17 protein-coding genes are annotated in these 20671 nt (G+C 67.1%); 15 read left to right on the top strand and 2 right to left on the bottom strand.

The window, feature by feature from the left end; all coding sequences use genetic code 11:
* Positions 1-61: 61 nt before the first annotated feature.
* From hflX to DIE02_RS00045, 8 genes are all read left to right on the top strand, one after another.
* On the top strand, positions 62-1237 hold the full coding sequence (gene hflX, locus DIE02_RS00085) for a GTPase HflX (protein ID WP_185500398.1): 1176 nt from the start codon (positions 62-64) through the stop codon (positions 1235-1237).
* A 47-nt stretch (positions 1238-1284) separates the two neighbouring features.
* Positions 1285-2643, top strand: coding sequence for an FtsH protease activity modulator HflK (hflK, locus tag DIE02_RS00080; protein WP_124486304.1), 1359 nt, complete (start codon positions 1285-1287; stop codon positions 2641-2643).
* 15 nt (positions 2644-2658) lie between these two features.
* A complete protein-coding gene (hflC, locus tag DIE02_RS00075; RefSeq protein WP_044848881.1) occupies positions 2659-3558 on the top strand; it encodes a protease modulator HflC in 900 nt (299 codons plus the stop codon).
* A gap of 36 nt (positions 3559-3594) precedes the next feature.
* Positions 3595-3786: a DUF2065 domain-containing protein gene (locus tag DIE02_RS00070; RefSeq protein WP_009687995.1), complete on the top strand. Its 192-nt coding sequence runs from the start codon at positions 3595-3597 to the stop codon at positions 3784-3786.
* Positions 3787-3887: 101 nt separating this feature from the next.
* Positions 3888-5036: an ATP phosphoribosyltransferase regulatory subunit gene (locus DIE02_RS00065; protein WP_124486305.1), complete on the top strand. Its 1149-nt coding sequence runs from the start codon at positions 3888-3890 to the stop codon at positions 5034-5036.
* 113 nt (positions 5037-5149) lie between these two features.
* Positions 5150-6496 carry an adenylosuccinate synthase gene (locus DIE02_RS00060; RefSeq protein ID WP_124486306.1) on the top strand — a complete coding sequence of 449 codons (1347 nt, stop codon included), beginning with the start codon at positions 5150-5152 and terminating at the stop codon, positions 6494-6496.
* 8 nt (positions 6497-6504) lie between these two features.
* On the top strand, positions 6505-7101 hold the full coding sequence (locus DIE02_RS00055; RefSeq protein WP_044848884.1) for a phosphoribosyltransferase: 597 nt from the start codon (positions 6505-6507) through the stop codon (positions 7099-7101).
* Positions 7102-7372: 271 nt separating this feature from the next.
* Entirely contained in the window at positions 7373-9286 is a 1914-nt protein-coding gene (locus tag DIE02_RS00045) for a potassium transporter Kup (RefSeq protein ID WP_124486307.1), read from the top strand.
* Between the two features lie 117 nt (positions 9287-9403).
* Here DIE02_RS00045 and DIE02_RS00040 read toward each other — a convergent pair whose 3' ends face one another.
* On the bottom strand, positions 9404-11731 hold the full coding sequence (locus tag DIE02_RS00040; protein ID WP_124486308.1) for a Tex family protein: 2328 nt from the start codon (positions 11729-11731) through the stop codon (positions 9404-9406).
* Between the two features lie 158 nt (positions 11732-11889).
* Between DIE02_RS00040 and DIE02_RS00035 the strand changes: the two genes are divergently transcribed.
* The 3 genes from DIE02_RS00035 (at position 11890) to DIE02_RS00025 (ending at position 15228) form a co-directional block, all read left to right on the top strand.
* Positions 11890-12642 carry a hypothetical protein gene (locus DIE02_RS00035; protein WP_044848887.1) on the top strand — a complete coding sequence of 251 codons (753 nt, stop codon included), beginning with the start codon at positions 11890-11892 and terminating at the stop codon, positions 12640-12642.
* A gap of 77 nt (positions 12643-12719) precedes the next feature.
* Positions 12720-12935: a YdcH family protein gene (locus DIE02_RS00030; protein WP_006755091.1), complete on the top strand. Its 216-nt coding sequence runs from the start codon at positions 12720-12722 to the stop codon at positions 12933-12935.
* 55 nt (positions 12936-12990) lie between these two features.
* Positions 12991-15228, top strand: a complete 2238-nt coding sequence (locus DIE02_RS00025) for an ATP-dependent DNA helicase (RefSeq protein WP_124486309.1) — start codon at positions 12991-12993, stop codon at positions 15226-15228.
* A gap of 81 nt (positions 15229-15309) precedes the next feature.
* Here DIE02_RS00025 and DIE02_RS00020 read toward each other — a convergent pair whose 3' ends face one another.
* On the bottom strand, positions 15310-16134 hold the full coding sequence (locus DIE02_RS00020; RefSeq protein ID WP_044848889.1) for an outer membrane protein assembly factor BamD: 825 nt from the start codon (positions 16132-16134) through the stop codon (positions 15310-15312).
* A gap of 41 nt (positions 16135-16175) precedes the next feature.
* Here DIE02_RS00020 and DIE02_RS00015 point away from each other — a divergent pair, with 41 nt between their 5' ends.
* From DIE02_RS00015 to phaC, 4 genes are all read left to right on the top strand, one after another.
* Positions 16176-17396: an RluA family pseudouridine synthase gene (locus tag DIE02_RS00015; protein WP_124486310.1), complete on the top strand. Its 1221-nt coding sequence runs from the start codon at positions 16176-16178 to the stop codon at positions 17394-17396.
* Between the two features lie 6 nt (positions 17397-17402).
* On the top strand, positions 17403-18242 hold the full coding sequence (gene pgeF, locus DIE02_RS00010; protein WP_124486311.1) for a peptidoglycan editing factor PgeF: 840 nt from the start codon (positions 17403-17405) through the stop codon (positions 18240-18242).
* Positions 18243-18350: 108 nt separating this feature from the next.
* On the top strand, positions 18351-18488 hold the full coding sequence (locus tag DIE02_RS35380) for a hypothetical protein (protein WP_185500397.1): 138 nt from the start codon (positions 18351-18353) through the stop codon (positions 18486-18488).
* Positions 18489-18620: 132 nt separating this feature from the next.
* Positions 18621-20495 (top strand): class I poly(R)-hydroxyalkanoic acid synthase, encoded by a 1875-nt coding sequence (gene phaC, locus DIE02_RS00005; RefSeq protein WP_124486312.1) that lies wholly within the window; start codon positions 18621-18623, stop codon positions 20493-20495.
* The last annotated feature ends 176 nt before the right edge of the window (positions 20496-20671 follow it).

The raw sequence follows: 20671 nt of genomic DNA, 5'->3' as shown, positions 1-20671 counted from the left end.
GGCCGGCATCCGGTCGCCGCGAGCGACCGATGCCAGCCGCCTTATCTTGACACCCGATAATTTGATCAACGCAGCGCTCGTCGGCATCGACTTCGGCAAGACCGATTTCGAAGCCAGTCTCGAAGAACTCAGTCTTCTCGCCTCCAGTGCGGGGGCCCGTCCCGCCGTCACCCTCACAGGTCGTCGCGCCAGCCCCGATGCCAAGATGTTCATCGGCAGCGGCAAAGCCGAAGAATTGCGGCTTGCCTGCGACGCGCACAACGTCGAAATCGTCATCTTCAACCACGCACTGGCACCGGCCCAGCAACGCAATCTGGAGCAGGCGCTTAACAGGCGGGTGGTCGATCGCACGAGCCTCATCCTCGACATCTTCGCGCAGCGCGCCCGCAGTCACGAAGGCAAGCTGCAGGTCGAGCTCGCGCAGCTGCAATACCTGTCGACCCGGCTGATTCGCGCGTGGACCCACCTGGAGCGACAAAAGGGCGGTATCGGCCTGCGCGGCCCCGGCGAAACCCAGCTCGAAACCGACCGCCGGCTGATCGGCGAGCGCATCAAGATGCTGAAGTCGCGGCTCGACCGGCTGCGCCGGCAGCACAGCACGCAGCGTCGCCAGCGCGCACGCAGCGGCACGATGTCGGTGTCGCTCGTCGGCTATACGAACGCGGGCAAGTCGACGCTGTTCAATGCGCTGACGAAAGCGCAGGCTTATGCGGCCGACCAGCTGTTCGCCACGCTCGATACGACGTCGCGACGCGTGTACCTCGGCGACGAGGCTGGTCAGATCGTCGTGTCCGATACGGTCGGATTCATTCGCGAACTGCCTCACCAGCTGGTTGCAGCGTTCCGCGCGACCCTCGAGGAAACGATTCATGCGGATCTGCTGCTGCACGTGGTCGACGCATCGAGCGCGGTGCGGCTCGAACAGATCGAGCAGGTGAACGGCGTGCTGCACGAGATCGGCGCGGACACGATCCGGCAGGTGCTGGTGTTCAACAAGATCGATGCGGTGCCTGAGCTGGCGGCCCGCGGCGACGCGGTCGAGCGGGACGAGTATGGTAATATTTCGCGCGTCTTTTTGAGCGCACGCACCGGTCAGGGTCTTGACGCGTTGCGTGCCGCCATCGCCGAGATCGCCTCCGCGGAACACCTTACCGGCGCGACGTTACCCAACGTCGCGCTCGACGGCGCACCCGCTGAACCACACGAAGACCACACGATTTCCGAACACGGGCGCTAACCGGTCCCGGCCGGTTCGCCGGCGTCTAATCTGGTGAACAAACTCTGGTGAACGAATACAACGAGCGGAGTACCTGGCGGCGGATGCGCGCCTTGCTGTCGATCAACGATCCCCGCTGGGGACGCGGCGAAGGCAAGGGCAACGACGGATCCCGTCCGCGTGTGAACGAATCGAAGCGTCCGCCCGGTGGCGACGGTGACGGTCCGCCCGATCTCGACGAGATGTGGCGCAACTTCAACCGGCGTCTGAGCGGCCTGTTCGGCGGCAAGGGCGGCAACGGCTTCCGGCCCGACAACGGCCGGGCCGCGCGTGTCGGCGTCGGCATCGTGATCGGCGTGCTGGTCGCGGTCTACGCGGGCAGCGGGCTGTTCGTCGTGCAGGAAGGCCAGACGGGCGTCGTGCTGCAGTTCGGCAAGCTGTCCGGCACGGTCGGACAGGGCGTGCACTGGCGCGCGCCGTATCCGTTCGCGTCGCATGAGATCGTCGACACGTCGCAGGTCCGTTCGATCGAGATCGGCCGCAACAACGTCGTGCGTCTCGCGAACGTGAAGGAAGCGGCGATGCTGACGCGCGATGCCGACATCGTCGACGTGCGTTTCGTCGTCCAGTACCGGATCCGTTCGGCAACCGATTACCTGTTCCGCAGCGTCGATCCCGAGCGCAGCGTGTCGCAGGCCGCCCAGGCCGCGGTGCGCGCGATCGTCGGCACGCGCAGCGCGGCCGACATGCTGAACCAGGACCGCGACGCGCTGCGCGCGCAGCTGTCCGCCGCGATCCAGCGCGATCTCGATCGCTACCAGTCGGGGCTCGAGGTGACGGCCGTCACGATGCAGAGCGTCGCGGCGCCCGAGCAGACGCAGGCTGCGTACGCCGAAGTCGCGAAGGCGCGCGATGATCGCGAAGCCGCGAAGCGTGCCGCGCAGGCCTACGCGAACGATCTGCTGCCGAAGGCGCAGGGCGACGCCGCGAAACTTGCCGATGAAGCGAAGGCGTATGCCGATCGCGTGGTCACGCAGGCCGAAGGCGACGCCGACCGGTTCAAGCAGGTCTATGCACAGTATTCGAAGGCGCCTGCGGTGATCCGCGAGCGGATGTATCTCGAGACGATGCAGGAAATCTATTCGAACGCGACGAAGGTGTTCGTCGGCAACAAGGGCGGCAACAGCGTCGTGTACCTGCCGCTCGACAAGCTCGTCGAGCAGGGGCGACAAAACGCCGCGAATGCGACGAATGCCGCGACGCCCACCGGCGCATCCGCGCCCGACGCGACGTCGGCGCCGGCCGCCGCCGCGGCGAGCGCACCCGCGAGCGCGGCTTCGGCCGCGGCGGCGCCCGCACCGGGCAGCGACGTGCTGCGGTCGCGCGAAGCGTTCCGCAGCCGCTCGCGTGAAGACGATACGAAGTAACGGGGAGCGCAGAACATGAACCGAATCATTGCGCTCGTCGTCGCAATCGTGATCGCCGCTTTCGCGGCGTCGTCGACCGTCCTGACCGTCGATCCGCGCCATGCGGCCGTGCTGTCGGGCCGCGACGGCGCGCAACCCGAACTCGCGGGCCCCGGCATCCATTTCAAGCTGCCGCCGCCGCTGCAGACGGCGACGCTGATCGACACGCGCCTGCAATCGCTCGAGTCGTCGGATCCGCTGCAACTGGCGACCGAAGACAAGCACGACCTGCTCGTCGCGTATGCGGTCAAGTATCGGATCAGCGATCCGATGAAGTATTTCGCGGCGACGGGCGGTGACCCGGCGGCGGCCGCCGACCGCCTGGCCGGCGCGCTGAAGAGCGCACTCGGCGACGCGTTCGGCAAGCGCGCGCTCGACGACGCGCTCGGCGGGCAGCGCGAGATCGCCAATGCGGCGCGCGACGCGGTGCGGGCGACGGCATCGGGCTTCGGCGTCGACGTGGTCGACGTGCAGTTGACGCGTGTCGACTTGCCGGCTGCGCAGACGGATGCCGTCTATCAGCGGATGATTGCCGCGCTGCGCGACCAGGCCGCACAGGTGCGCGCGGATGGCGCCGCCGATGTCGAGCAGATCAAGGCCGACGCGGAACGCGAACAGCAGGCGGTGCTCGCGAATGCGTACAAGTCCGCGCAGACGATCAAGGGCGAGGGCGACGCGAAGGCTGCGTCGATCGCCGCCGATGCGTTCGGCCGCGATCCGCAGTTCTACCAGTTCTACGCGAGCCTGCAGGCTTACCGGAATACCTTCAAGCGCAACGACATCATCGTCGTCGACCCCGACAGCGAGTTTTTCCGTTTCATGCGCAGCCCGACGGGCGGTGCCGCACCGGCGGCACCCGCTCCCCGCAAACACTGACCTTGGGGCGCCGCGTCGAGCGGCGCCGTCGCTCGCATGGACCTGGCTGGCTCGTTGTTGCTCGCGGTAGCACTGATGCTGATCATCGAGGGGGCGTTCCCCTTCGTGTTTCCCGTCGCCTGGCGCGACACGTTTCGTAGAATAGCGGAGCGGCCGCCGCATCATATCCGGATCGGCGGGCTCATCGTGATGGCGCTCGGGCTCGTCCTGCTGCTGCTCGCCACCTGATCCGGACGGCGCACCCGCCGTTCGTTCCGCCCGATTGCCGATTTCCGATTCATTTCGCGGCGCGCATGTCGCGCCCTGTTTCCCGTCGTAGGACCGTACCGATGTCGACCTGGTTACTTCCCGAGAATATCGCCGACGTGCTGCCGTCGGAAGCGCGCAAGATCGAGGAGCTGCGCCGCAGGCTGCTCGACCGCTTCCGTTCGTACGGCTACGAAATGGTGATGCCGCCGTTGCTCGAATACCTCGAATCGCTGCTGACGAGCGGCGGCAACGACCTGCGCCTGCGCACCTTCAAGCTGGTCGACCAGCTGTCGGGCCGCACGCTCGGCCTGCGCGCGGACATCACGCCGCAAGTCGCGCGCATCGACGCGCACCTGCTGAACCGCCAGGGCGTGACGCGCCTCTGCTATGCCGGCCACGTGATGCATACGCGTCCTCGCGGGCTGCACGCGACGCGCGAACAGATCCAGATCGGCGCCGAAATCTACGGGCACGCCGGGCTGGAAGCCGATCTCGAGATCCAGCAGCTGATGCTCGACGCGCTACACCTCGCGGGGTTGTCGCGGATCCGCCTGGACCTGTGCCACGCGGGCGTGCTCGCGGCGCTGCTCGCGCGCGATGCGCAGGCTGCCGAGCGCGGCGAGGCGCTGTACGACGCGCTGTCGGGCAAGGACGTGCCGCTGCTGAACGAACTCACCGACGATCTCGGCGCCGACACGCGCGCGGCGCTGCGTGCGCTGCCGCATCTGTACGGCGACGCGAGCGTGCTCGACGAGGCGCGTGTGCGTCTGCCGGTGCTGCCCGAGATCACGCGTGCGCTCGACGATCTTGCGCAGCTTGCGGCGCAGGCGAAGGGCGTCGAGGTGGCGATCGATCTCGCCGACCTGCGCGGCTACGCGTACCACAGCGGCGCGATGTTTACGGCGTACATCGACGGCGTGCCGAACGCGATCGCGCGCGGCGGCCGGTACGACCACGTGGGCCAGGCCTACGGCCGCGCCCGCCCGGCGACGGGCTTCTCGCTCGACCTGCGCGAGCTTGCGCGGATTTCGCCGGTCGAGGCGCGCGGCACCGCGATTTTGGCGCCTTGGGCGCAGGACGACGCGCTGAGCGCGGCGGTGGCGGCGCTGCGCGACGCGGGCGAGGTCGTGATCCAGGCCTTGCCGGGACACGACCACGTGCTCGACGAGTTCGCCTGCGACCGTTCGCTCGTCGAGCGTGACGGCGCGTGGGTGGTCGAACCCCGTTAAACAGGCGTTCGCGGGCCGTCGTTCGGCGTGCATATCGTTGAAGCGAAACGGAAAAATTCGGAATCGCCCGCGAACATAGGTAGAATACGTTTTTAACCAGCTAACGAATCAACATGTCTGCCAGCGCAGTGAACGTGACTCCCGGGCGCAATGTCGTCGTCGTGGGAACGCAATGGGGTGATGAAGGCAAGGGCAAGATCGTCGACTGGCTGACGGACCACGCTCAGGGCGTCGTGCGTTTCCAGGGCGGTCACAACGCCGGCCACACCCTCATCATCGGCGGCAAGAAAACCATCTTGCGCCTGATTCCGTCGGGCATCATGCGTGAAGGCGTCGCCTGCTACATCGGCAACGGCGTCGTCCTGTCCCCCGAGGCACTGTTCAAGGAAATCGGCGAGCTGGAAGAGGCCGGCGTGAACGTGCGCGATCGCCTGTTCATCTCTGAAGCCACGACGCTGATCCTGCCGTACCACATCGCGATCGACCAGGCGCGCGAAGCGCGCAAGGGCGCGGGCAAGATCGGTACGACCGGCCGCGGCATCGGCCCGGCGTACGAGGACAAGGTCGGCCGCCGCGCGCTGCGCGTGCAGGACCTGTTCGACGCGAAGACCTTCGCCGACCGCCTGCGCGAAAACCTCGATTTCCACAACTTCGTGCTGACCCAGTACCTGGGTGGCGCGGCCGTCGATTTCCAGGCCACGCTCGACACGATGCTCGGCTATGCCGATCGCCTGAAGCCGATGGTGGCCGACGTGTCGCGCCGCCTGTACGACGCGAACAACGCCGGTCAGAACCTGCTGTTCGAAGGCGCGCAAGGCACGCTGCTCGACATCGACCACGGCACCTATCCGTTCGTCACGTCGAGCAACTGCGTCGCGGGTGCCGCATCGGCCGGCGCCGGCGTCGGTCCGCAGAAGCTGAACTACATCGTCGGCATCACGAAGGCGTACTGCACGCGCGTCGGCTCGGGCCCGTTCCCGAGCGAACTGTACGACGCGGACAACCCGCAGCGCCAGGACCAGGTCGGCGTCACGCTCGCGAACGTCGGCAAGGAATTCGGCTCGGTCACCGGCCGTCCGCGCCGCACCGGCTGGCTCGACGCAGCGGCACTGCGCCGCTCGATCCAGATCAACGGCGTGTCGGGCCTGTGCATGACGAAGCTCGACGTGCTCGACGGCCTCGATGAAGTCAAGCTGTGCGTCGGCTACAAGATCGACGGCAAGGACGTGGACATCCTGCCGCGCGGTGCGGCCGACGTCGCGCGTTGCGAGCCCGTGTACGAAACGTTCGCCGGCTGGAAGGAAAGCACCGTCGGAATCAAGACGTGGGACGCGCTGCCGGCGAATGCGCAGGCCTACCTGACCCGTGTCCAGGAAGTGGCCGGCGTGCCGGTCGACATGGTTTCGACGGGGCCGGATCGCGACGAGACGATCCTGCTTCGCCATCCGTTCAAGGTGTAATTCTCAGCATGACGCAGCAAATCACGATGACGGCGGCAGACTTGATGACCGATCCGCGCAACGACGACAAGAACCTGTGGGTAGGCTGGGACGAATACCATCGTCTGATCGAGCTGCTCGCGCTGCAGGTGCATGAATCGGGCTGGAAGTTCGACCAGATCCTGTGCCTTGCGCGCGGCGGCCTGCGCGTCGGCGACCAGCTGTCGCGCATCTACGACGTCCCGCTCGCGATCCTCGCGACGAGTTCGTACCGCGAAGCGGCCGGCACCGAGCAGGGCGAGCTCGACATCGCGCAGTACATCACGATGACGCGCGGCAGTCTCGCGGGCAACGTGCTGCTGGTCGACGATCTCGTCGATTCGGGCGTCACGCTCGCGCGCGTGCAGGAGCACCTGAAGGAGCGCTATCCGTCGGTCACGGCCGTGCGTTCGGCCGTGCTCTGGTACAAGGGCTGCTCGAAGGTCAAGCCGGACTATCACGCACAGTATCTGCCGACGAATCCGTGGATTCATCAGCCGTTCGAAGAGTGGGACACGGTTCGTCCGCACAACCTCGAGGCATGGATCAAGCGCGGTCGCGCGCAGCGCGACGGCTCGGGCGCGTAAGCGGCGGCCGATCGAAGGAAAGCCTTGTACGGCGCCGCTTGCGGCGCCGTTTTTTATTGGCGCGCCGTGCCGGCGGGCACGGCGATCCGCGCGCGTGGTAGGCAGACGGCGCGGCCCCGGCTATGATGGCAGCCCTGCCACAGCTTGCGCAGGATTGCATGCGCAGCGTGGATCACGTGGTTTAAGGGCAACAAGGCAGGACGGTTTTTCAGGGGGGCGCGAGTAGAATAGCGCTCGTTTTGTCCGACCGGACCCGATTATTACGCTTCATATGAACGACACGATCCAGGCGACCGACGCAGCCCATGCGCATTCGACGCACCAACACTCGATGCGGGCGCTTGCGATAGCGGCCATCGGCGTCGTGTTCGGCGACATCGGCACGAGCCCGCTGTATTCGCTGAAGGAGGCGTTCAGCCCCGCACACGGCATTCCGCTCACGGAAGGCTCGATTCTCGGTGTGATCTCGCTGCTGTTCTGGGCGATCATCCTGGTGGTCGGCATCAAGTATCTGCTGTTCGTGATGCGGGCCGACAACAACGGCGAGGGTGGCGTGCTCGCGCTGATGGCGCTGTCGCTGCGGCCGCTCGACTCGAAAACCCGCGTCGCGGGCGCGCTGATGGCGCTCGGGATCTTCGGCGCCTGCATGTTCTACGGCGACGCCGTGATCACGCCGGCGATCTCCGTGATGTCGGCGGTCGAAGGCCTCGAGATCGCGACGCCGCACCTGTCCCACCTGGTCCTGCCGATCACGATCGTGATCCTGATCGCGCTGTTCTGGATCCAGCGTCACGGCACCGCGCTGGTCGGCAAGCTGTTCGGGCCGATCATGGTGCTGTGGTTCGTCGTGATCGCGGCACTCGGCGTATATCACATCGTGCGCGTGCCGGGCATCATCGCGGCGATCAACCCGTATTACGCGGCGTCGTTCATGGCGGACCACCTGCTGCAGGCCTACGTCGTGCTGGGTTCGGTCGTGCTGGTGCTGACCGGTGCGGAAGCGCTCTACGCGGACATGGGCCATTTCGGCGCGAAGCCGATCCGCCTCGCCGCGTACGGGCTCGTGATGCCGTCGCTCGTGCTGAACTACTTCGGCCAGGGCGCGCTGCTGATCGAGAATCCGAAGGCGATCGAGAACCCGTTCTTCCTGCTGGCACCGGAGTGGGCGCTGCTGCCGCTCGTCGTGCTGTCGACGGTCGCGACCGTGATCGCTTCGCAGGCCGTGATTTCCGGCGCGTATTCGCTGACGTCGCAGGCGATCCAGCTCGGCTACGTGCCGCGCATGAAGGTGCTGCATACGTCCGAGCTGGCGATCGGCCAGATCTACGTGCCGGTCGTGAACTGGCTGCTGCTGTTCGTGATCCTCTGCATCGTGATCGGCTTCAAGAGTTCCGACAACCTCGCCGCCGCGTACGGCATCGCGGTGACGGCGACGATGGTGATCACGACCGTGCTCGCTGCCGTCGTGATGGTGAAGGTGTGGAACTGGAACCGGCTGCTCGTCGGCGCGATCATCGCCGTGTTCCTCGCGGTCGACCTGGGCTTTTTCGGCGCGAACCTGCTGAAGGTCGCGCAGGGCGGCTGGCTGCCGCTCGGCATCGGCGCGCTGCTGTTCTTCCTGCTGATGACCTGGTACAAGGGCCGCCATATCGTCAAGGAGCGCACGGCCGCCGACGGGATCCCGCTCGAGCCGTTCCTGCAGGGGCTGCTCGCGCATCCGCCGCACCGCGTGTCGGGTACCGCGATCTACCTGACCGGCAACGACAAGCTCGTGCCCGTCAGCCTGCTGCACAACCTGAAGCACAACAAGGTGCTGCACGAGCGGACCATTTTCCTGACGTTCGTCACACGCGACATTCCGTACGTGCGCGACGACAAGCGCCTGAGTTCGCGCGACGCGGGTGGCGGCCTGTACATCGTCAAGGCCCAGTACGGCTTCAACGAGACGCCGGACGTGAAGGCCGTGCTCGAGGAGTTCGGCCGCACGCACGACATGACGTTCGAACTGATGGACACGTCGTTCTTCCTCGCGCGCGAAACGGTCGTGCCGACGCATCTGCCCGGCATGTCGATCTGGCGCGAACGCGTGTTCGCGTGGATGCACCAGAACGCGGCGAAGCCGACCGACTTCTTCTCGATCCCGGCGAACCGCGTCGTCGAGCTCGGGACCAAGATCGAGATCTGACCGGTGCACGCAGTGGCCGCGCATGCGGCCCATGCCGATCTGGCTGCGCGCTCGCTGAAGCAATAAAAAACCCGCCTTTCGGCGGGTTTTTTTTATACGTCAACAGCCTTCGCGTGCTCAGCGCTTCAGCTTCGCGAACGCCGCGGCCATCGCGCCGGCCGGTTCCGGTTCGCGCGAACGCTGCGGACGGGCGCTGCCGCCGCGGCCGGCACTGCCGCGATCCTGGCCGCCGCGCGGCGCCATGCCGGGCGCGGCCGCTTCGTCGTCGAGGCGCATCGTCAGCGCAATGCGCTGACGCTTCACGTCGACGTCGAGCACCTTGACCTTGACGACCTGGCCGGCCTTCACGACTTCGTGCGGATCCTTGATGAACTTCGTCGACATCGCGGATACATGGACGAGGCCGTCCTGATGCACGCCGACATCCACGAACGCGCCGAATGCCGCGACGTTCGTCACGACCCCTTCGAGCAGCATGCCGGGCATCAGGTCGGAGACCTTCTCGACGCCGTCGCGGAACGTTGCCGTCTTGAATTCGGGGCGCGGGTCACGACCCGGTTTTTCGAGTTCGGACAGGATGTCGCGCACGGTCGGCAGGCCGAAACGTTCGTCAACAAATTCGGCCGGCGACAGGCCGGCCAGCGCGTCACGGCTGCCGAGCACGTCGTCGATCCGCTTGCTGATCTTCGCGAGGATGCGTTCGACGACCGGGTAGGCCTCCGGGTGGACCGACGAGCGATCGAGCGGATTCTCGCCGCCGTTGATGCGCAGGAAGCCGGCTGCCTGTTCGAAGGTCTTGTCGCCGAGGCGCGGCACCTTGCGCAGGTGGTCGCGCGACGGGAACGGCCCGTTCGCGTCGCGATAGTCGACGATGTTGCGCGCGAGCGTGGCGTTCAGGCCCGAGACGCGCGCGAGCAGCGCGACCGACGCGGTGTTCGCGTCGACGCCGACCGCGTTCACGCAATCCTCGACCACCGCGTCGAGCGAGCGGGCGAGTTCGCGCTGGTTCACGTCGTGCTGGTACTGGCCGACGCCGATCGCTTTCGGCTCGATCTTCACGAGCTCGGCGAGCGGGTCCTGCAGGCGGCGGGCGATCGACACGGCGCCGCGCAGCGACACGTCGAGTTCCGGGAATTCCTTCGCGGCCAGCTCGGACGCCGAGTAGACCGACGCGCCGGCCTCCGACACGACGATCTTCTGCAGCCGCAGTTCGGGATGCTTCGAGATCAGCTCGCTCGCGAGCTTGTCGGTTTCGCGCGATGCGGTGCCGTTGCCGATGCTGATCAGCTCGGCCTGCGTCTGCGCGGCGATGCGCGCGAGCTTCGCGAGCGAGCCGTCCCAGTCGCGGCGCGGCTCGTGCGGGTAGATCGTATCGGTCGCGAGCAGCTTGCCGGTGCGGTCGACCACGGCGACCTTCACGCCCGTGCGCAGGCCGGGGTCGAGACCGATCACGGCCTTCGGGCCGGCCGGCGCGGCCAGCAGCAGGTCCTTCAGGTTGCGGGCGAACACGCGGATCGCTTCGGCTTCCGCCGTTTCGCGCAGTTGCGTGAGTAGTTCGTTCTCGATGTGCGGCTGCACCTTCACGCGCCAGCACCAGCGGCACACGTCGGACAGCCACTTGTCGGCCGGGCGGCCCTGGTTCGCGATCCCGAAATGGCGCGCGATCATCGCTTCGCCGGGATGCGGGACCTGCGCGTCGAGTTCCTCGCCGAGGCCGAGCTTGACGGTCAGCACGCCGGCATTGCGGCCGCGGAACAGCGCGAGCGCGCGGTGCGACGGCACGGTCCGGATCGTTTCCGCGTAGTCGTAGTAGTCGCGGAACTTCTCGCCTTCCTCGTTTTCCTTGCCTTCGACGACCGCCGACGACACGACGCCCTGGCTGTGCAGGTAGTCGCGCAGCTTGCCGAGCAGTTCGGCCGTTTCGCCGAACTGTTCCGACAGGATGTCGCGCGCGCCGTCGAGCGCGGCCTTCACGTCGGCGACGCCCTTGTCGGCATCGACGTAGGAGGCGGCTTCCGTCTGCGGGTCGAGCAGCGGATTCGCGAGCAGTGCCTGCGCGAGCGGCTCGAGGCCGGCTTCGCGGGCGATCTGCGCGCGCGTGCGGCGCTTCGGCTTGTACGGCAGATAAAGGTCTTCGAGCACCTGCTTGCTGTCGGCCGCGTCGATCGCGGCGCGCAGTTCGTCGGTCAGCTTGCCCTGTTCGTCGATGCTCGACAGGATCGCCGCGCGGCGATCCTCGAGCTCGCGCAGATACAGGAGGCGTTCCTCGAGCTGGCGCAGCTGCGTGTCGTCCAGGTTGCCGGTCACTTCCTTGCGGTACCGGGCAATGAACGGAACGGTCGAGCCTTCGTCGAGGAGTTGCACTGCCGCCGCGACCTGGCGCGGCTGGACGGACAGTTCGGTGGCGATGCGCTGTACGATCTTGAGTGCTACGGTTTCCGTCATGTCGTGGATGATCTGCCTGCTGAAATCGCGGCGCGGGCCGGCAGACCGCGCGGCGGGCTGCGAGACGGGCCCGCCGGACCAGATGCCGCGGGTGAGTGAAGCGGGGCATTTTGCCATAAATGGCGGAGCGTCCAGCCGGGGGTGATAGAATTTGACACATGTCCCGCAGCTTTCCTACGACGTTGCCAACTTCCCGCATTTCTCTCGTCGCGCTCGGCGCAGCGCTTGCCGCGGCTTTGTCCGCCGGGTCCACCGTCGCGTACGCACAGGCATCGGGCGCAACCGCGCCGGACGCCGCTGTCGCCGCGCCCGTTGCTGCCTCCGCCACGCAGGATTTCGACGCCCGTCAAAAAGTGCTCAATCAACGTTCCGCGGAAAACGATTATCGTTATGCCGTGGCGGAGCACGATTGCTACAGCAAGTTCTTCGTCAATCACTGTCTCGGCGTGGCGCGCGACCGGATGCGCGAGGAGCGGGCGAGCATCCGTCAGGAGCAGCTCGCGCTCGACGACGAGCAGCGCGCGGTGCGGGCGCAGCAGCGCGACCAGCAGCAGGCGTTGAAGCAGGCGCAGAATGCGGCGGAAGCGCCGCAGCGCGCGGCGAACGATGCGGCGAACGCGGCTGCGTTCCGCGACAAGCAGGAGCAGAATGCACTGAAGCGGGCGCAGCGTGGCGCGGAAGGGCCGCAGCGCGCCGCGAACAAGCAGGCATACGACCAGAAGCAGGCGGATTTCCAGCACAAGCTCGACCAGGCGCGCCAGCAGGGCGCGCAGAAGGCGCAGGAGCGGGCGGACAACGCCGCGCGCTACGAGCAGAAGCAGAAGGAAGCCGCCCAGCACAAGGCCGATGTCGAACGGCGTCAGCAGGAAGCGGCCGACAAGGCCAAGCAGCAGCAACAGCAGGGGCAGTAACGTGTTGGATTGATCCGGAGTCAGTCTCGTGCGTGCCGGCACGCCAGTCGGCGCGCTGCTTCGATGAGGAGGCGCATATGCAAAACCGTCCCACGGAACAGCAGCAGGAATTGCACAACCGTTTGGCAGCATTGCAGGAGCAGCACCAGCAGCTCGCTCGGGAGATCGAGCTGAAGGAAGGACACTCCGACATCGACGACATCACGCTGCACCGGCTGAAGAAGGAAAAGCTGGCGGCCAAGGACAAAATCATTTTGCTGCAATCGCAGCTGGAACCGGATAAGCGCGCCTGAGCGCGGCCTGGCAAGCGCCGGCGCCGCCCGGGCGCTGGACACAGGAACGCTTGCCTTGAATTCACCGCTTGAAGCCAACCCCGATGCCCGGCGTGACGCGTCGTCCGCCGGGCGCGTTCGTGCGCCCGAAGGCACCTTCGAGCTGAGCCGCAAGCGCGTCGACGAACTCGACACGATTTTCGGCGAAGGCGGACTGCTCGCGCGCGCGCTGGACGGCTATCACCCGCGCCAGTCGCAGATCGAAATGGCGCGCGCGGTCGCGTCCGCGATGGAGGCCTCCGCGCGCCGGATGCCCGAGCCGGAAATCTTCGAGACCCGCAAGCGGCCGGCGCGCCGCCTCGGCGAAGGCGACCAGGCGGCCGAGTCCGCCGCGGACGGCGCAGCCGCCGACACCGACGCCGGCGACAACACGCTGATCGTCGAGGCCGGCACCGGTACCGGCAAGACCTATGCATACCTGGTGCCCGCGATGCTGTGGGGCGGCAAGGTGATCGTGTCGACCGGCACGAAGCACCTGCAGGACCAGCTGTTCCAGCGCGACATCCCGACGGTGCGCAACGCGCTCGCGGTGCCGGTGACGGTCGCGATGCTCAAGGGCCGCTCGAACTATCTGTGCCATTACTACCTGCAGCGCACGGCCGACAACGGCCGCCTGCCGTCGCGGCAGGACACCGCGTACCTGCAGGAAATCGTCCGCTTCGCGAAGATCACGAAGAGCGGCGACAAGGCCGAGCTCGCGAGCGTGCCGGAGACGGCGCCCGTGTGGTCGATGGTCACGTCGACGCGCGACAACTGCCTCGGCCAGGAGTGCCCGCACTACAAGGAATGCTTCGTGATGCAGGCGCGGCGCGAGGCGCAGCAGGCCGACGTCGTCGTCGTCAACCATCACCTGTTCTTCGCGGACATCATGCTGCGCGACACCGGGATGGCCGAACTGCTGCCGAACGCGAACACGGTGATCTTCGACGAAGCGCACCAGCTGCCGGAAACGGCCACGCTGTTCTTCGGCGAGACGCTGTCGACCACGCAAATCCTCGAACTCGCGCGCGACACGGTCGCCGAAGGCCTGAGCCATGCGCGCGATGCGGTCGAGTGGGTGAAGCTCGGAGGCGATCTCGAACGTGCGGCGCGCGACCTGCGCCTCGCGTTTGCGAACGACCAGATCGTGCGCATGTCGCTCGCGCAACTGGGCGACGATCATCCGATGTTCGGCGCGCTCGATGCACTCGAAGTGGCGCTCGATGCGCTTGCCTCGGCACTCGCGAGCCAGGCCGAGCGGGCGGAATCGCTCGGCGCGTGCCTGCGGCGCGCCCGCGAGCTGCAGGACCTGCTCGCGGGTTGGGTCGCGCCCGGTGCGGCGGAAGCGGCCGCGAAGGCCGACGCCGCCGCAGCAGGCGACAAGGCTGCCGCCGACGACCCGAACGAGAAGGTGCGCTGGGTCGAGGTGTTCGCACATACCGTCCAGCTGCACGAAACGCCGCTGTCGGTCGCGCCGATTTTCGCGAAGCAGCGCGCCGGCGTGCCGCGCGCGTGGGTCTTTACGTCGGCGACGTTGTCGGTGCGCGGCGACTTCACGCACTACGCGGCCCAGATGGGGCTCAGCTCGCGGCGCTCGATGACGCTCGCGAGCCCGTTCGATTATCAGACGCAGGGCCTGCTGTACGTGCCGCGCAACCTGCCGCAGCCGTCGTCGCCGGCGTTTACCGACGCCGTATTCGACGCCGCGCTGCCGGCGATCGAGGCGTCGGGCGGTGGCGTCTTCATGCTGTGCACGACGCTCCGTGCGGTCGACCGGATCGCGTCGAAGCTGCGCGACGTGATCGAGTCGCGTGGCTGGAACATGCCGCTGCTGGTGCAGGGCGACGCCAGCCGCACCGAGCTGCTCGATCGCTTCCGTTCGTACGGCAATGCGATCCTCGTCGGCAGCCAGAGCTTCTGGGAAGGCGTGGACGTGCGCGGCGACGCGCTGTCGCTCGTCGTGATCGACAAGCTGCCGTTCGCGCCGCCCGACGATCCGGTGCTGGCCGCGCGGCTCGACGCGCTGACCAAGAAGGGCTTGAGCCCGTTCGCGGTTCACCAGCTGCCGCAGGCCGTGATCACGCTGAAGCAGGGTGCGGGCCGCCTGATTCGCGCGGAGACCGATCGCGGCGTGCTGATGATCTGCGACACGCGGCTCGTCGACAAGCCTTACGGCCGCCGGATCTGGCAGAGCCTGCCGCCGTTCAAGCGCACCCGCGAGATCGCGGTCGTGCAGGACTTTTTCGACGAGCATCGCGCGGAAAAGCGCGCATGACCGCGCCGCCGCCTGCTACGGGCGGCATCAACAAAAAACCCGGCTCGATGGCCGGGTTTTTTGTTGATGCACGGGCGTCGCTCAGAACTGCCACCACGACTTCTTCGTGCCGGGGCGCGAGTGGCCGGTGATGTACGGGCTGTCCGGGAAAGTCCCCGCGAGCACGCGCTTCGTGTCTTCCGCGAGCTCCGGCTGGTTCAGCTTGCCGTACGACAGGATCATGATGTGCAGCGCGTCCTCGATCGCCGGCGCGCCCTTGTAGTCCTTGATCGCGAGCTGCGCGCGGTTGATCGCCGCGACATAGGCGCCGCGCCGATAGTAGTAGTCGGCCGCGTGCACTTCGTGCGACGCGAGCGCGTTGACGATGTAGCGCATCCGGGCGGCGGCGTCCGGCGCGTACTTGCTCTTCGGGTAGCGGTCGACGACGACCTTGAACGCGTCGTACGATTCGCGCAGTGCCTGCGGATCGCGCTCGCTCATGTCCTGGCCGGAGAAGCGGCCGAACAGGCCGAGATCGTCGTTGAAGTGGATCATCCCCTTCAGGTAGTACGCGTACGGGATATCCGGGTGATCCGGGTGCAGCTGGATGAAGCGGTCGACCGCCTGGTCGGCGGCTGCCGCTTCGTTGTCCTTCCAGTTGCAGTACGCGACGTTGATCTGCGCCTGTTGCGCGAAATGGCCGAACGGATCGCGGCCTTGCAGCGATTCGAAATATTTCGCGCACTTGCCCCAGTCGCCGCCGGACAGTGCGTCCTGGGCCTCTGAGTATAATTTGTTGTTCGACCAGGTAGCCGTCTCGTCCTGCTTCTGCGGCAAGCCGTGGCAGCCGGCGATGAGGGCCGCGGCCGCTACCACCGCAGCTCGGGCGGCGACGGTTTTGGCCGTACGTTTGGTCGAATTCATCATGCTCGCATGTCCTAGCTTCAAGTCTCGGTGACCCAGTCTAAATGACCCGTTCAAGTTCGCAGAATGCCCCGCGGGGCAAGTCAAATCGCGAAGATTATAGCCCAAGCGATCGGCCCGCCGACGCTGCCTCGGGGGATTCCCCCGATGACGATCTGGCTGCAGGCGCGATGCAGCCGCCTGTGGTGCCGTCCGCGGCGGCCGACGAGGCGCCGCGCGTCGTCGAAGTGCCGCTGTCGCTGGCGGGTGAACGCCTCGACAAGGCGCTCGCCCAACTGTTCCCCGAATTCTCCCGCAGCCGCCTGCAGAGCTGGATCGAGGCGCAACGCGTGCTGGTCGACGGCGCGCCGGCGAAGATCCGCCAGCCGGTGCCGCTCGGCGCCAGGATCGAGCTCGTGCCCGACCTGCTGCCGGAGCAGCTGGCGTTCACGCCGGAGCCGGTGCCGCTCGACGTGATCTACGAGGACGACGCGCTCGTCGTCATCAACAAGCCGGCGGGCCTCGTCGTCCACCCGGCCGCCGGCAACTGGAGCGGCACGATCCTCAACGGCCTGCTGCACCGCTATGGCGACGCGGCGGCCGGCCTGCCGCGCGCGGGCATCGTGCACCGGCTCGACAAGGAGACGTCCGGCCTGATGGTGGTTGCGCGCACACTCGCCGCGCAGACCGACCTCGTGCGCCAGCTGCAGGCGCGTACGGTGAAGCGCCGCTATTTCGCGCTCGTGTGGGGCACGATGCCCGAGGACGGCACGATCGACGCGCCGATCGGCCGCGATCCGCGCGAGCGCACGCGCATGGCCGTCGTCACCGGCGCGTCGGGCAAGCCCGCGCGCACGCATTTCCGCACGGTTGACACATGCATGTGGCAACGTCAGCCGGTGTCCGCGATCCAGTGCGACCTCGAAACCGGCCGGACGCACCAGATCCGCGTGCACTGCTCGCATGTCGGGCATCCGCTGCTCGGCGATCCGGTGTACGGGCGCGCGCGCGGCAAGCGCTCGGTCGCGCCGCTGCCGGACGGGTTCGCGCGGCAGGCGCTGCACGCATGGCGGCTCGGCCTCGTGCATCCGGTCACGGGCAAGACGATGCAGTGGCGCTGTCCGTTGCCGGACGACATGAACGCGCTCGTCGCGGCGCTGGGCTTCGGGCAGGGCGACGAGGAATTCGACGACGAAGACGGTGTCTACGACGATGACGATTTCGCCGGCGATTATCGGGATCACGACGAGGATCACGACGACGATTACGACGATGAGGAGGAGTGAGTGCCGATGACGAACCTGGCGCCGTTGACGTGGCAGGACTGCGTGCAGCCCGACTGGCAGGTGGCGCCGCGCGTGCGTGCGCTGATCACGACGCGCGACGGCGGCGTGAGCGAAGGCCCGTACGGGCGCTGGCAGGACGGCGCCGCGTTGCCGGGCGGGATGAATCTCGGCCTGCATACCGGTGACGATCCGGCCCATGTCGCGGCGAATCGCGCGCGCCTGCTCGCGCTGGCGGGGCAGGCGCGCGCGGCATGGCTCGAGCAGGTTCACGGCGCGCAGGTCTTGCGTGCGGACGAGGTGATCGAGGCCGCGCCGGCTGGCTCGGCGCCCGTGCAGGCCGACGCGAGCGTGACCGACCGCACGGGGGCGGTCTGCGTCGTGATGGTCGCGGATTGCCTGCCGGTGCTGCTTTGCGATGCGCAGGGCCGGGCGGTGGGCGCCGCGCACGCAGGCTGGCGCGGGCTCGCGGCCGGCATCGTCGAGCAGACCGCGGCGCGCGTCGCGGCGCTCGCCGGCGGCGCGACGGATGCGCTGCATGCGTACCTCGGGCCCGCGATCGGCCCGCAGGCGTTCGAAGTCGGCGCCGACGTGCGCGAGGCGTTTCTCGACACCGCTCCGCAGTCGGAGCATGATGAGACGCGGCAAGCGTTCGTCGCGATCGACGGTGCGCCCGGCAAGTACCTCGCCGATCTCCATGCGCTCGCGCGCCTGCGCCTCGCGCGCGCAGGCGTGGCGCACGTGAGCGGCCGGCGCGCGTGCACGGTCAACGAACCCGCACGCTTCTATTCGTACCGGCGCGACCGCGTGACCGGCCGCATGGCGGCGGCGATCTGGCTGGCCGATTGAAAGCTGACTGAGGGCTGACCGCGTGCGTCTGCGCGCGCGGTTTGTTGCGTTGCGAAATCGGCTTATCTCGATATTGGCGAGGCAATGCGGCGTTGCATGGACAACCGAATGAATAATCGCGAAGTCAAGTCAATCAAAATGTTTTATGTTTCGCCGGAAGCCTTGTCCCGCCTGTTGCGCGCGGATTATCTTCGAGCAGAAATGTTCAGCGGTTTGATGCAACGCTTCACATGGGGAAAACGATAATGATAAAAATACCGCACTGCGGCAGAATCTGGAGACGCCTCTCCAGAGCATGACGGCCCGGCTCGCAACCGGCATGCCGCGCGCGAGCAGGATTTCACGATTGACGCTCACGAATCACCGGTAAGGCAGGTAATGACAGCATCGAAAAATTCGTCGACGTCCGCTCAGGCGGGCACTTCCGCAGGCAACGCCGGGTTCGGCCAGGCTGCCCAGCCGATGCAGCAGATGTTCGAGGCATGGCTGAACGCGTGGCGCGGTTTCGCCGATCCGGCGCGCGCCGCAACGGCGTCGACCACTGCGAATCCATTCGCCGCATTCCAGTTCCCGACAGCGGTGCCGTTCCAGATGCCGTCGATGCCCGATCTGGGCGCCTTCGGCGGCCTGGCATCGCCGTTCGCGGGGCTGAAGCTGCCGGTAGCCGCGATCCCGCCCGAACGGCTCCAGAAGCTGCAGGCCGACTATGCGCGCGACTGCATGACGCTGATGCAGCAGGCCGCCGCCGCGAAGCTCGAGTCGCCTGAACTGAAGGACCGCCGCTTCAGCGGGGATGCCTGGAAGGCGTCGCCCGCGCATGCATTCGCGGCCGCGTGGTACCTGCTCAACGCGCGCTACCTGCAGGAACTGGCCGACGCGCTCGAGACCGACCCGAAGACGCGCGAACGCATCCGTTTCTCCGTTCAGCAATGGACGGCCGCCGCGGCGCCGAGCAACTTCCTCGCGCTCAATCCCGACGCACAGAAATCGATCCTCGAGACGCAGGGCGAAAGCCTGCGGCAGGGGATGATGAACCTGCTCGGCGACCTGCAGCGCGGCAAAATTTCGCAGACCGACGAATCGCAGTTCGTGGTCGGCAAGAACCTCGGGTGTACCGAAGGTGCGGTCGTCTACGAGAACGACCTGATCCAGCTGATCCAGTACGCGCCGAAGACGGACAAGGTGTTCGAACGGCCGCTCCTGATCGTGCCGCCGTGCATCAACAAGTTCTACATCCTCGACCTGCAGCCCGAGAATTCGCTCGTCGCGCATGCGCTGTCGAGCGGCCATCAGGTGTTCCTCGTGTCGTGGCGCAACGCCGATGCGTCGGTCGCGCACAAGACGTGGGACGACTACATGAACGAAGGGCTGCTCGCGGCGATCGACGCCGTGCAGCAGGTCAGCGGCCGCGAGCAGATCAACACGCTCGGCTTCTGCGTCGGCGGCACGATGCTCGCGACCGCGCTGTCGGTGCTCGCCGCGCGCGGCGAACATCCGGCCGCGTCGATGACGCTGCTGACCGCGATGCTCGACTTCACCGACACCGGCATCCTCGACGTGTTCGTCGACGAGGCGCACGTGCAGATGCGCGAGCAGACCATCGGCGGCAAGAACGGCGCCGCGCCGGGGCTGATGCGCGGCGTCGAGTTCGCGAACACGTTCTCGTTCCTGCGGCCGAACGACCTCGTGTGGAACTACGTCGTCGACAACTACCTGAAGGGCCGCACGCCCGCCGCGTTCGACCTGCTGTACTGGAACAGCGACTCGACGAGCCTGCCGGGGCCGATGTACGCGTGGTACCTGCGCAATACCTATCTCGAGAACAAGCTCCGCGTGCCGGGTGCGCTGACGGTGTGCGGCGAATCCGTCGACCTGTCGCGCATCGACGTGCCGACCTTCATCTACGGGTCGCGCGAGGATCACATCGTGCCGTGGCAGACGGCCTACGCATCGACGTCGATCCTGACGGGCCCGCTGAAGTTCGTGCTCGGCGCGTCGGGTCACATCGCGGGCGTGATCAATCCGCCGGCGAAGAAGAAGCGCAGCTACTGGGTCAACGACAGCGACCTGCCCGCATCGGCGGACGACTGGTTTGCCGGTGCGACCGAGCAGCCCGGCAGCTGGTGGACGACCTGGGTCGAGTGGCTCGACCAGTACGGCGGCCGCAAGGTCGCGCCGCCCGCCAAGCCCGGGAGCGAGCAGTTCCCGGTGATCGAGCCGGCGCCGGGTCGCTACGTATTGCAGCGCGATTGACGAAAACCGGACAGCGGCGCACGCTGTCCGATGCACCGCAGTTTTTTTAACAGGGCCGGTAGCGATGCGCCGTGTCGTGCGGGCCCGGAGGAAACGGAAATGACGGACGTAGTGATCGTATCGGCCGCGCGGACCGCGGTCGGCAAATTCGGCGGCTCGCTCGCGAAGATCGCGGC

This window comes from Burkholderia sp. Bp8991 (assembly GCF_003853795.1).
Classification (GTDB): Bacteria; Pseudomonadota; Gammaproteobacteria; order Burkholderiales; family Burkholderiaceae; genus Burkholderia.
This window is presented reverse-complemented; position numbering and strand designations above follow the sequence as displayed.

Bases quoted from the DNA above. Each gene is read 5' to 3' on its own strand.
- DIE02_RS00055 (WP_044848884.1), top strand. From the start codon at position 6,505: ATGACGCAGCAAATCACGATGACGGCGGCAGACTTGATGACCGATCCG.
- DIE02_RS00035 (WP_044848887.1), top strand. From the start codon at position 11,890: ATGTCCCGCAGCTTTCCTACGACGTTGCCAACTTCCCGCATTTCTCTC.
- pgeF (WP_124486311.1), top strand. From the start codon at position 17,403: ATGACGAACCTGGCGCCGTTGACGTGGCAGGACTGCGTGCAGCCCGAC.
- DIE02_RS00065 (WP_124486305.1), top strand. From the start codon at position 3,888: ATGTCGACCTGGTTACTTCCCGAGAATATCGCCGACGTGCTGCCGTCG.
- DIE02_RS35380 (WP_185500397.1), top strand. From the start codon at position 18,351: ATGAATAATCGCGAAGTCAAGTCAATCAAAATGTTTTATGTTTCGCCG.
- phaC (WP_124486312.1), top strand. From the start codon at position 18,621: ATGACAGCATCGAAAAATTCGTCGACGTCCGCTCAGGCGGGCACTTCC.
- hflC (WP_044848881.1), top strand. From the start codon at position 2,659: ATGAACCGAATCATTGCGCTCGTCGTCGCAATCGTGATCGCCGCTTTC.
- DIE02_RS00070 (WP_009687995.1), top strand. From the start codon at position 3,595: ATGGACCTGGCTGGCTCGTTGTTGCTCGCGGTAGCACTGATGCTGATC.
- DIE02_RS00030 (WP_006755091.1), top strand. From the start codon at position 12,720: ATGCAAAACCGTCCCACGGAACAGCAGCAGGAATTGCACAACCGTTTG.
- DIE02_RS00060 (WP_124486306.1), top strand. From the start codon at position 5,150: ATGTCTGCCAGCGCAGTGAACGTGACTCCCGGGCGCAATGTCGTCGTC.
- DIE02_RS00040 (WP_124486308.1), bottom strand. From the start codon at position 11,731: ATGACGGAAACCGTAGCACTCAAGATCGTACAGCGCATCGCCACCGAA.
- DIE02_RS00045 (WP_124486307.1), top strand. From the start codon at position 7,373: ATGAACGACACGATCCAGGCGACCGACGCAGCCCATGCGCATTCGACG.
- DIE02_RS00015 (WP_124486310.1), top strand. From the start codon at position 16,176: ATGACCCGTTCAAGTTCGCAGAATGCCCCGCGGGGCAAGTCAAATCGC.
- DIE02_RS00020 (WP_044848889.1), bottom strand. From the start codon at position 16,134: ATGATGAATTCGACCAAACGTACGGCCAAAACCGTCGCCGCCCGAGCT.